Annotated in this window: 11 protein-coding genes; 2 read left to right on the forward strand and 9 right to left on the reverse strand. The window is 43.1% G+C overall.

All coding sequences use genetic code 11. The features are described from left to right. Positions 1–176 precede the first annotated feature (176 nt). The 5 genes from Q3W13_RS01395 to Q3W13_RS01415 form a co-directional block, all read right to left on the reverse strand. Positions 177–503, reverse strand: coding sequence for a hypothetical protein (locus tag Q3W13_RS01395; RefSeq protein WP_302860738.1), 327 nt, complete (start codon positions 501–503; stop codon positions 177–179). A 53-nt stretch (positions 504–556) separates the two neighbouring features. Next, positions 557–868, reverse strand: a complete 312-nt coding sequence (locus Q3W13_RS01400; protein ID WP_302860739.1) for a hypothetical protein — start codon at positions 866–868, stop codon at positions 557–559. A gap of 64 nt (positions 869–932) precedes the next feature. Next, a complete protein-coding gene (locus Q3W13_RS01405) occupies positions 933–1,937 on the reverse strand; it encodes an NAD(P)H-dependent glycerol-3-phosphate dehydrogenase (protein ID WP_302860741.1) in 1,005 nt (334 codons plus the stop codon). A 178-nt stretch (positions 1,938–2,115) separates the two neighbouring features. Next, positions 2,116–3,450, reverse strand: coding sequence for an efflux RND transporter periplasmic adaptor subunit (locus Q3W13_RS01410; RefSeq protein ID WP_302860743.1), 1,335 nt, complete (start codon positions 3,448–3,450; stop codon positions 2,116–2,118). Positions 3,451–3,517: 67 nt separating this feature from the next. After that, the gene (locus Q3W13_RS01415; protein ID WP_302860744.1) at positions 3,518–4,957 is read right to left on the reverse strand and encodes a TolC family protein; all 1,440 of its coding nucleotides are present in this window, start codon (positions 4,955–4,957) and stop codon (positions 3,518–3,520) included. A 104-nt stretch (positions 4,958–5,061) separates the two neighbouring features. On the opposite strand from Q3W13_RS01415, the gene Q3W13_RS01420 reads away from it, so the two are divergent. Continuing rightward, on the forward strand, positions 5,062–5,685 hold the full coding sequence (locus Q3W13_RS01420; protein WP_302860748.1) for a polysaccharide deacetylase family protein: 624 nt from the start codon (positions 5,062–5,064) through the stop codon (positions 5,683–5,685). A gap of 465 nt (positions 5,686–6,150) precedes the next feature. Here Q3W13_RS01420 and Q3W13_RS01425 read toward each other — a convergent pair whose 3' ends face one another. Together Q3W13_RS01425 and Q3W13_RS01430 are read right to left on the reverse strand one after the other, a co-directional pair. Beyond that, positions 6,151–6,519, reverse strand: a complete 369-nt coding sequence (locus Q3W13_RS01425) for a helix-turn-helix domain-containing protein (protein ID WP_302860749.1) — start codon at positions 6,517–6,519, stop codon at positions 6,151–6,153. Positions 6,520–6,553: 34 nt separating this feature from the next. Further along, entirely contained in the window at positions 6,554–6,847 is a 294-nt protein-coding gene (locus Q3W13_RS01430; RefSeq protein ID WP_302860751.1) for a type II toxin-antitoxin system HigB family toxin, read from the reverse strand. A gap of 226 nt (positions 6,848–7,073) precedes the next feature. Here Q3W13_RS01430 and Q3W13_RS01435 point away from each other — a divergent pair, with 226 nt between their 5' ends. Further along, positions 7,074–9,341 (forward strand): aconitate hydratase, encoded by a 2,268-nt coding sequence (locus Q3W13_RS01435; protein WP_302860753.1) that lies wholly within the window; start codon positions 7,074–7,076, stop codon positions 9,339–9,341. Between the two features lie 110 nt (positions 9,342–9,451). Here Q3W13_RS01435 and Q3W13_RS01440 read toward each other — a convergent pair whose 3' ends face one another. Together Q3W13_RS01440 and Q3W13_RS01445 are read right to left on the reverse strand one after the other, a co-directional pair. After that, positions 9,452–11,107 (reverse strand): ABC transporter substrate-binding protein, encoded by a 1,656-nt coding sequence (locus Q3W13_RS01440; RefSeq protein WP_302860756.1) that lies wholly within the window; start codon positions 11,105–11,107, stop codon positions 9,452–9,454. 612 nt (positions 11,108–11,719) lie between these two features. Next, positions 11,720–12,139: a DUF1801 domain-containing protein gene (locus Q3W13_RS01445; protein ID WP_302860758.1), complete on the reverse strand. Its 420-nt coding sequence runs from the start codon at positions 12,137–12,139 to the stop codon at positions 11,720–11,722. Positions 12,140–12,164: the final 25 nt, after the last annotated feature.

The following is a 12,164-nucleotide window of genomic DNA, read 5'->3' on the forward strand; positions in this document are numbered from 1 at the left end:
GGTGGTTCGGGCACAGGTTTAGTTTAGTTAGTTTGTTTGCAAACCCTTAGTCGCAAGGACTGAGGGTTTTGCGTTTTATGATGTGCGGATGTGCAAATGTGCGGATGAAGAAATCGCTTAATGATCGCGACGGGCTTAATATACATGCAAGCATTTGCAAATCGGAAATCCGCACATCAACGTGAATACTCCACTGCAACCGAATCAGGCCCCATTAGCTTAAGGTTGTGGTCGTCCAGCTTTTGGATAAGAAAAACGGTGTAAGGCTTATTGCCTTCGAATGAGGTAAAAACGGTGTCGCCTTTTGTAAAATAATCTTCGGTGATAGGCTCGCCGTCATCGGTGGTGATTTTTTTTGGCGTTATTTTAAGGGTGACTTTACCGTCTTTAGACCTCCACTCGCCTTCCAGCTTGTTTTGAGTCGGACTTGACGTGCAGGCAACCCATAGTAATACAAATGCACCTGCAACGTGAATCAGGATTAATAGTGCGTACTTTTTCATGGTAATAAAAACAGTGCCGCTGGTTCCTGCGGCACTGTTAAATATACAAATTCTTAAGATTCTGATTTATCCACCAATTGCGATTTTTTTAGATAAACCCTGTGGCCTTTTTTATTCACGTAAAAATAGCGCGAATGTTTATCGATGTAAATGCTTTCGCCATGCGGGCCTCTTTTATTATCATATTTTTTATCAGTAACGGCGGCAGCGCCTGTTGCAGCCACCTGCGCAGTTTTATGACCTACTTTTTTAGCAGCATGGCCAATTTGATGGCCAAGTGTCGAATCCTTGTGAGTTTGGGCATTACCGGCTGTGAATGTAAAAATGCCGCCGGCAACCAGCGCTATCTTAACTAAATTTTTCATGGTAGTATTGAGTTAACTTAATAATTTTTCCGAAAAGCTTATTTCGGCTTCTTCCGGACTTATGCTAGCTCAAATGTTCTGCCAAATGTTTCATTTCCAGTGCGGGAGGCCGTTTTTCGTATAAAATAGCATAAACGGCATTGCAAATAGGCATATTTACATTGTACTGTTTGTTTACCTGGTGTAGGCAATTTACTGCATAATAGCCTTCGGCAACCATGTTCATTTCCAATTGTGCCGATTTAACGGTGTACCCTTTGCCTATCATATTACCAAACGTACGGTTGCGGCTAAATTGAGAATACGCGGTAACCAGCAGGTCGCCCAGGTAGGCTGATTCCATAATATCCCGGCTAATAGGATGTACTGCATCTACAAAACGCTTCAATTCACGGATAGCGTTAGCAATCAATACGGCCTGGAAGTTATCGCCATAACCCACACCATGGCAAATACCGCTGGCGATCGCAAAAATATTCTTTAACACAGCCCCATACTCTGTTCCGTATATATCATCAGACACGATAGTCTTAATATAACGCGTGCTGAACATCCCGGCAAACTCCGCGGCAAGCTCATGATCCCGTGAGGCAATGGTTAGATAGGATAGCTTTTCAAGGGCAACCTCCTCTGCATGGCATGGGCCGCTTATTACTATGAAATTTTCAAAAGGGATGCCGTAATGCTGGTTTAAAAATTCACCGATTATTTGATTCTCATCCGGCACGATACCTTTAATAGCAGATATTACTTTTTTTCCAAAAAAATCAGCTGGCGTAATACCTTCAAGAGCGTCCTTCAAAAACGCCGCGGGGACATTAAGCAACACAAAGTCAGCTTTAGAGAGGGTGCTTTTCAGGTCGGTCGAGATGTTTTGGGCAGGCACGCCAATTTCAACCGAGCTGATATAGTTGGGGTTGTGTTTATACCGCTGTATATGCTGTACTGCGCTTTCGTTACGCATCCACCAAAAAATTTCTTTTTCTGTATCGTTGTCGGTCAGTATTTTAACGTTGGCCGTGGCCCAGCTGCCACCGCCGATAACGGCTATCGTTCTCTTCTCATTCATAGGGGTTCGGTCAGTTGGCAGTATTAAACGCAGTTGGCAGTAAACCACACCACCAATATCAACAAAAAAAGTCCTGCCAGGTTTAATTGACAGGACAAAGCTAATTAAATATTGTGAGTAGGAAATAGAGGTTAATATATGCTTATTCCGGCCGTTTTTTATTATCAGCCGCCATTGCTTACTGGTTACCCGTCGGGGTAAACAGCTTGCTCTTATCTACTTTTTCTACTTCCATATTATCTTTCAGATCTTTAGAGATCGTGGCAAATGGCGCGGACACAACCTCATCTCCTGCCTTTAAGCCCGATAATACTTGTATATAAGTATCGTCTTGTATCCCGGTAGTAACCTGCACCTGTTTTACTTTGCCGGCATTGTACACAAATACATATTCCTTTGCGGGTTCAGTAATTGCCGGTTTTGATTTATCTTCATCTTTTTTAACACCTGTGCTGTCTTTTTTGGTTATGCGTGTAGTTACAGACTGAATAGGAACCGAAAGTGCACGGGCATGATTAGTATTAATATCTACGGTCGCAGTCAATCCCGGGCGGAAAGGCACCTGGTTGGCGTTGTTCTTCCGCAATAACGATGCGTACGATTCAGGGTTAATCCTCACTTTAACCGTAAAGTTGGTTACCTGGTCGGCGTTTGTCCCAACTACGTTCGCGGCGCTGCCAATTTCAATTACGCTGCCGCTAAAAGTTTTACCGTAAAAAGCATCTACCTCAATTTTTGCTGTGTCTCCGCGTCTTATACGGTTTATATCGTTTTCGTTAACATCCACGTTTACGTCCAGCTGGCTAAGGTCTGATATGGTCATGATCTCGGTACCTGCAAATTGCTGAGTTCCAAGGACACGCTCACCTATCTGTATCGATAATTTTGAAATTACGCCGTCAACAGGTGCATAAATGGTAGTTTTGGCCAGATTATCCTGTGCTTCTTTAACCGAGGCCTGAGACTGGGCCAGGCCGTATTGTGCGCCTATTACATTTTGTTTGGCGGCTTCCAATGCAGCTTTTGCACCTTCATAACTTGCTTTCGCAGCGTCAAATTCGGCGGCGGTCAGTACTTTATTGGCATACAGCGCCTGGTCGCGTTTGTAAATGGCAGCCTGGTTCTCGTAGGTGGCTTCTGCCTGCTTAAGCATTTGTGCTGTATTGCCTACGCTTGCTTTTTGTGTATTATATGCTGCTACTGTGCGATCATAACCAGATTGCAAAATGTCCGGGCGGATGCGGCAGAGCAACTGGCCTTTTTTAACCACATCGCCTTCCTTTACCGGCAGCTCAACGATCTCACCCGAAACCTCCGGGCTGATTTTTACCTCAACGTGCGGCTTAATTTTACCACTCGCTGATACCGATTCATTAATATCGCGTTCTGTGGCTTTTTCGGTCGCCACCTGCGTTTTCTTTGGCTTGCCAATTATCCCGGTTGCGTTTAAAATAATTATCAGTACAACCAGCGACACTAATGCAATCAAAATATATTTTGTAGTTTTTCCCATGATGCTCTTTTATATTTCGGAATTTCGATTTCGATTTAGTTTTATTTTTTCAGACTTTACCTTTTTCTTATAATGCTATCGGGTTACCTAAATAATAATCAATAACCTTACTGCGGAATATCACCTGGTATTGTGCTTCAATCATATCGTTTTGTGATTTATTGAAATTGGTAAGCGCTGTGTTATAATCAAGGGTGTTAACAAAACCAGCGTCGTAGCGTTGCTTGGTTACATTTAAAGCTTCCTTGTTTGAATTAAAGGTCTGCAGGGCGGATTGGTAACTTTTCTCCGCGGCAGATAAATCAAGCGTTGCCTGGATGATGGTTTTGCTTAAATTGTTTTTGGCAATCTGAGTGTTTAACTCTGCATTCTGATAGGCCAATTTTGCTTTGGTAACCGCAGTACGCGCAGCAAAGTGATTAAAAATCGGTATCTGCAGGCTTAGACCTATCGATTGGTTAAAGTTGTTATTCAGCTGGTTGCCGAATGAAACCGGAGATAATGTTTGTACAACGTTTGGAACCACCACATTCTGGTTTGTGCCTTCAACCTTACCGATAACCGTGGTGCCGTTTATGGTTTGGCCGGTAACAGTTTGCGCCTGGTTTGAATAGCTGCTCCCTAATCCGCCAAACATTACGAGTGTAGGGTAATAAGCGCCTTTCGCTACCCTGACGGCCCGGGCATAAACCTGTTGTTGTAATTCTGCCAGCTTAATATCAGGATTAGTTGTAAATGCAGTTTTAATTACCTCGGTAGCGTCATATACGGTTTTCACGTCTGTCAATTTGCTGATATCGGGTTTTTCGACAGTAATCTGAGTCGAAGGATCCATCTCCATATATTGCTTCAGCACTAATATTGCAAGGTCTACCTGGTTTTGTGCATTTGTTAAATTCAGTTCGGCAGTTGAAACCTGCGATTTTGCCTGCGCCAGGTCGGCCAATGTAGCATTACCCTGGTCAAAATTCTTTTGCGCACGATCCAGAGTTATTTTAGCCAGATCAATCTGCTGTTGCGCTGCAATCACAAGATCCTGATCGGTCAATATCGTCAGGTAGTCCGTCACTACGTTTAACAGCAGGTCGTTCTTAATTTTAGCGGTGTTGGTTTTGTCGGCATCGAGTGTTAATTTGTTCTGCACGATCTGGTTACGCAATTGCCCACCCTGAAAAAGCGTAACCTGAGCCTGGGCATTGGCATTGATGTTTAAGGTTGACTGTGCATAGGCAAATGCGCCCAGCACCTGCGTTTTACCAAAATAATACCCACCCTGACCATTAGCATTTAAACTGGGTAACTGGTTGTACTTTGCTGCCATGTAATCTTCCGACGCCAGCTTTTCAGTTACCTGCGCCTGTTTAATGGTGAGGTTGTTGGCTAAAGTGCGGTTTACCGCTTCCTGCAGGCTGATTACTTCCTGGGCGTTTGCAGTAAAGAATGTTACGCCTAAGCATAATGTACTTAAAATGGCCGCCTTTTTAAATTTTGATATATGTTCAGTCATAAAGGTTATTCAGAATATAATTGGAGATATGTGATATGAGATGTTAGATTTGGCATCAAAATATTTTGGCTCAAAATCTCATATCCAAGCTCTAACGTCTGTATATGTACCTGGTAAAAACACCGTGGCTGCTTAAAAAACTGTATCCTAAGTTTATATGGGATGCTCCCCGTTCCCCCCGGTGTATTTATCTCACTTTTGACGATGGCCCTATACCAATTGTTACACCATTTGTTTTAAATATTTTAAAACAATACAATGCTAAGGCTACATTTTTTTGTATCGGCGACAATGTGCGCAAGCATCCCGATATTTTTGAACAAGTAAAAAACTACGGGCATACCATAGGTAATCACACGTATAATCACCTTAAAGGCTGGAATACCGAAGATCAGATTTACCTTGATAATTTTTTAGAAGCGGATAAATTGCTTGATACTAAACTGTTTCGCCCTCCTTACGGCCGGATGAAAAAATCGCAGCTACAGTTGCTGCAGCAAGCCAAACCAGGGCTGCAGGCTATTATGTGGAATGTATTATCAGCTGATTTTGATGTAAACATCACTCCGGAAAAATGCCTTGATAATGTTGTAAAACATACCAAAGGTGGTGATATTGTGTTATTTCATGATAGTTTAAAGGCCAGGGATCGCATGGAATATGCCTTACCAAGGGCGATGGAATTTTGGAGCAGGGAGGGTTTTGAGTTTAGGGGAATAACTGCTTAGAGAATTAGATTTACACTAAGGTTTTCTAACAAAACACCAGTCATCATGTCAATATATATTCTCTTTTCCCGCATAAGACTCGCCCATAAATTAAGGCGTCAACAGTGAGTTTTAAAATAACAATGTTATAATGCGTCTTTTTTTCCGGAAAAAGAGGGATACTTTGTCCATTAACATCGGCAAATGTTAATTCTCATTTCTTTCCTTCCGGGTTTAAAGACCAGTTGCCTGAAGCCTTAAAATGTATTATTATACATTATTTCTTCATACGTGCCGTCCTTTTAAAAATGCATTCTTTTGCTAAGTCTTTTGTGACCGGATGAGCCGATGATTCTTTACTGTTTTATAAGCAAATTGTATCCATTTATGGCATAATAACGCTTTCGTGTCGCTATTATCTTTCCAAACCAGTAATGTGACAAAGACAACACTAAAAGTACATATTTCATTGTAGACTATTTCTGCTTACACATGCTCTAATATAAAATCGGCATCGATCTTTAATTCTTTACGAACAGCCTTTAAAAAATCGACACCCGGCTTTTGCTTACCATTCATTATAAGCGAAAGTTTGGCATCGCTCACATTTAATTTTTTGGCCAGTTCCTTTTGTTTTAACCGCATTTCAAACATTCGCATTTCAATCATTCCAATCAATGTTGTAGGCGCTTCGATTACATATTTTTCCTGTTCATAAGCTTGCGCTCTCAACGCCAGCAAACGGATCTCTGCAAGCTCTTCTTTTGAAACTTTATCGCTGCCCTTAGCCATCAGGCCATCAATTTTTGCCATTACAGCATTATAATCAACTTCATTAATTATCTTATCCATCATTTCACCTGGTTAAATATTATTATTGCTGTTGCTTTTATATCGAAGAACAGTCTATGCGGTCATACTCTTTATGAGTTCCTACAAACCTTATATACACTGTTCTTATGTCAAAAAATATCAAAGCGACTAACCTGTAATTATTCCCTCTTATATTAAAAGCGAAACGGTCATTGCCTACAGCATCAACAGAGTTAAACATCGCTTTAATTTCGTGATAGTTCGCCCAGTCCGCGCGTTCAGTTATACGATACCAATTATTCAAAGCGTCTTTAGCTTCCGGATGTACTTCAAAAAAATTTCGAAGTTTACTATAACTGATAATAACCATTAAATATCTTTTTATCAAATTTAAAGAAATTTTAGAAAATCTAAAAATATTTTACTTCGATCTCTTTTCAATTAATCCTTGGTCTCTAATTTAGAATTCATCCAAATAACAATTGTGCATTGCCCTGACTTCCTTTTACTTCTAATTTTTGTAACTTCGCCGCAAAAGCATTTAGCCTATAATTTAGCTGTTAATTTCTTTTACTCACCCAAAAATCAAATACGAAATGGCTTTTGATTTAGATATGATCAAAAAGGTTTACGACCGCTACAGCACCCGCATAGATGCAGCGCGTAAAGCTACCGGTAAACCTCTCACTTTAACTGAGAAGATATTATATGCCCACCTTTCTGAAGGCGATGCGCAAAAAGCATTCGGCCGCGGGGTGGATTACGTTGATTTTGCCCCCGACCGCGTTGCCATGCAGGATGCTACTGCGCAAATGGCGTTACTGCAATTTATGCAGGCCGGTCGCCCGAAAGTTGCTGTACCATCTACGGTGCATTGTGACCACCTGATACAGGCCCGCGATGGCGCAAGCACAGACTTACAGATTGCTAAAGACGTTAACCAGGAAGTTTATGATTTTCTTGCATCCGTTTCAAATAAATACGGTATCGGGTTCTGGAAACCAGGCGCAGGTATCATCCACCAGGTAGTATTGGAAAACTATGCTTTCCCCGGCGGTATGATGATCGGCACCGACTCGCATACCCCTAACGCCGGTGGCTTAGGCATGATTGCCATTGGTGTTGGCGGCGCTGATGCTTGCGACGTTATGGCCGGCCTGCCATGGGAACTTAAATTCCCTAAGCTGATTGGTGTTAAATTAACCGGTAAATTATCCGGGTGGACTTCTGCAAAAGATGTTATCCTGAAAGTGGCCGGGATACTTACTGTAAAAGGTGGTACCGGCGCTATTGTTGAGTATTTTGGCGAAGGCGCACGCTCGCTGTCTGCTACAGGTAAAGGCACCATTTGTAACATGGGCGCCGAAATTGGTGCTACCACCTCAATATTTGGATACGACGAAAAAGCAGCTGACTACCTGAAAGGTACCAAGCGCGCCGATATAGCCGAAATGGCCGATGCAATTAAGCAGCACTTAACCGGCGATGCCGAGGTTTATGCAAACCCTGCAGATTACTTCGACCAGGTAATCGAGATAAACCTGAGCGAGCTGGAGCCGCATGTAAACGGTCCGTTCACACCGGATCTGGCATGGCCGATATCAAAATTTGCCACCGCTGTTAAAGAGAACGGCTGGCCCGAAAGACTGGAAGTTGGGCTGATTGGTTCCTGCACCAACTCATCCTACGAAGATATCACCCGTTCTGCGTCTATCGCAAAACAGGCGATCGACAAAAATCTGAAAACCAAAGCGGAGTTTACCATAACACCGGGATCTGAACAGGTACGTTATACTGTGGAACGTGATGGTTATTTAGATACTTTCGGCCAAATGGGCGGAGTTGTGCTGGCTAATGCCTGCGGCCCGTGTATCGGTCAATGGGCGCGTCATACCGACGATCCAACCCGTAAGAATTCCATCATTACTTCGTTCAACCGTAACTTTGCCAAACGCCAGGACGGTAACCCCAATACCCACGCTTTTGTAGCATCACCTGAAATTGTAACTGCATTTGCTATTGCCGGCGACCTAACCTTTAACCCGTTGACCGATTATTTGACCAACGAACAAGGCGAGCAGGTTAAGCTGGATGAGCCTATGGGTATCGAACTGCCGATAAAAGGTTTTGACGTAAAAGATGCCGGTTACCAGGCGCCTGCAGAAGACGGTAGCGGCGTTGATGTAATTGTTAGCCCGACTTCATCCCGCCTGCAACTATTGGCTCCGTTCCCTGCATGGGAAGGAACCGACATCACCGGCTTAAAGCTGCTGATAAAAGCCAAAGGCAAATGTACTACCGACCATATTTCAATGGCCGGACCATGGCTGAAATTCCGCGGCCACCTGGATAACATTTCGAACAATATGCTTATCGGCGCTATCAACTATTTTAATAATACGGCCGATAGCGTTAAAAATGAGCTGACAGGCGAGTACGGTCCGGTACCTGCTACCCAGCGCGATTATAAAGCACACGGCATCGGCTCCATAGTAGTTGGCGACGAAAATTACGGCGAAGGTTCATCACGCGAGCACGCCGCAATGGAACCACGTCATCTGGGCGTTCGTGCCATACTTGTAAAATCTTTTGCACGTATCCACGAAACTAACCTGAAGAAACAAGGCATGCTGGGCATAACCTTTGCCGACAGCGCAGATTACGACAAAGTACAGGAGGATGATACCATCGATATCACCGGCTTAACTGAATTTGCCCCCGGCAAACAGTTAACCGTTGTATTGCACCATAAAGATGGCAGCACCGAGTCATTCCCTGTAAACCATACTTACAATGCACAGCAAATTGAATGGTTTAAAGCCGGCGGCGCTTTGAATATTATCCGTCGTCAGATGGCATCTTAAAGTGAAATCTTAGAATTTATTTATGGAGGCCTTCCCGTTTGGGAGGGCTTTTTTTTGAGCGTAAACTTGCGGCGCTTTCGAGACTTTATAAGCTTGACAGGGGGCTTATGCTATTGGCGTTTCACTAACCTTTTCAGCACCAGCAGATTTTGTCCGTTTAGGCTGTACCCGGATATGTTGCTTTGATACAAGTTAACCCGCCTGTCATAATACAAAACCACAACCGGTGATTGCTGCATTACCAGGTTATCCATTTCGCGATAGAGGGCGTATCGTTTTTCGTCGTTTCCCTCATGGTAAGCTTGCTCAAATAGTTTATCAAATTGTTTGTTGTTGAAACCGGTATAGTTGGGACCATACGGAATTTTGTTTTTTGAATAAAAAACAGACATGTAATTCTCGCCGTCAGGATAGTCAGCCAGCCAGGAGCCGTAAAAAAAGTTGACGCCGTTTTTTGATACCAGTTCACGCAGGCTGGCACCCTGGGTAATTTCAACGCTGGTCTTTAACCCAACCCGTTCCAACTGGCCTTGAACATATTCTATCAACCCGCGATAACCTACTGTGGTGTGCAGGGTGATTTCCGGCAGACCTTTGCAGTTTGGGTAGCCCGCTTCTTTTAAAAGTTCACGTGACTTGTCCGGATTGTAGTCATAACCCTTAACAAGTTTAGCGTCAAAGCCAGGCATGCCCATTGGTATAAAACCTGAAACTCCTGGACTACCCATACTGTTGCGCAGGTATTTTATCATCTTTTGCTTATCGATAGCATAGTTTATTGCCTGGCGTATCTTCAGCTTCCTTAACGGCGAGGTCTTTACAATGGCCAAATTCGTGTCAACCAGCATACCAAGATAAATGGTATTAGTTAACGGCCCTGTGCTTAAAATAAACTTGCCTTTGTATTTTTGGGTGACCTGCCCTGACTTGGTTAAAATATCGTCGCGGTAGCTGCCATCGATATCGTTTAAAAAATCAAGCTTTTTACTGATAAAATTCATGAAAGCCGTCTGCTTGTCACCGATAAAAGTAGCCCGTATAGCATCCAGCTTAGGCAGCGGGCTGCCATCCTTGTCTTTTTCCCAATAGTTTTCATTCTTAAGCAGCACCAAGACTTCGCCATCCTTCCAATACTTAAACTTAAACGGTCCCGTACCGATTGGATGCTGCCGGAAATCCTTTCCATAATGTTCCACCACCTCATGCGGCACAACCGAGCAATATTGAGCAGTAAGCAAACTTGGAAGCGGCGGAAAGGGTTGTCGCAGCTTAATTTGGAAAGTACTGTCGTTTATTGCTCTGAAAGGTGTATCGCAAACTTTATCGCTGAATATCCAGGAGCCGGATGAGGCGACTTTCGGGTCGAGTAAGCGCCGGAAGCTGTAAACAAAATCCGAGGCAACCACCTTGCGGCCCTTGCCGCCTTCAAACAACGGGTCATCATGAAAATGAACATCATTTCGCAAGTGGAACGTGTAAAGCAATGCATCAGGCGAAACGTCCCAACTTTTAGCAATGCAAGGGCGGGTTTTTAAGCTATCGTCAATTTGCACCAGGCCGTTGTAAACCTGGTTGATCATCCAAATGGCGTTTTGGTTACGGGCAAAAGCCGGATCAAGGGTGGTCAGGCCTTCGTCGAGGTTAATATTAAAGACGGTTTTCTTATTGAATGATGTATTGGTATTGCATGAAAAGCAAACGCAAAGCAGGATGATTAATTTGAAGATTTGGAGATGCGAAAACGTGCCTGCTTTAAAATGCGTCATTACTTTTTAAAGTTAGGCAATTTTAAAGCGTTACCGCAGTTCAAACTTTGTATGAAATGTCAAATTAACGGGAATGTGTTTTGTATCCCGCTTTGTCATTCTGAACGCGGTGAAGAATCTTAAGCATTTGATAGTGAGGGAGCGGATAAGTTGAGGTTGTAAAATAAACTGCTATGTAGAAAAGCATAGCGAACAGGCATAAGATTTCTTTAATCACATAGAAATACAATTTAATTCAGTAACAAAAAAGGCTCCAACTGTTATACGCGATCAAAAGCCGCCAGTAATTGTGTGTAATTAAAAGAGGCATGAATACTTCGTGATGTAAATTAAATACAGTTTCAAATGGTGCATTGCCCTCTTTGGTGTTGATTGAGATACAATTTTTGTAACTAAATATGTTTAATAAATTTACTATGAAACTGAAGCGGCTCTGCTGAAGAGCAGCTGCCAGGTACGGTACATTACAGCCGAATTAATAAAGCATATCAGCCGAGGCACAGACATCTGTCCTTAGCCTGGCTTTTATTTTATGCTGTTTCGTAGTACCCGAATTCTTCAACTGTTCCCAATCCCGAAAATCCGCCAATCCGTTTAATCCCGGGTCAGAAACTAATCCGGGTACTTCGCCCTTATTAGCCTAACCCCATTGGCTATAATCTCCTCCAGTACCTTCGCATCCACATCGCTCAGCTTCTTGATGTACAGACATCCTTTGCCCATTTTATGTTTGCCCAATTTGGCAAGCAACGCCGCCTGTTCTGCAGCACCTGCAGATACGTACAAAGCTATCTCAGGTTTGCGCGGCGAAAAGCCGGTAACGCACATTACCCCTTCGCGGCCGCTGTCGTATTTATATTGATAGCTGCCGCAGCCTACAATTGCCGTTCCCCACATTTTTGCTTCCTCGCCTGTTACGCGTTGCATAATATCTATAATCGTATCGCAGTCCTGCCGTACTTTTGGGTCGGCCTTTTTATCGAGAAAATCTTTTACAGATGCTTCGTTTACTTTGGTTTTTAATTCGGCCATAGGTTTACGTTTGTCTATATAAATA

It is taken from the genome of Mucilaginibacter sp. L3T2-6, from assembly GCF_030519355.1.
Lineage (GTDB): Bacteria > Bacteroidota > Bacteroidia > Sphingobacteriales > Sphingobacteriaceae > Mucilaginibacter.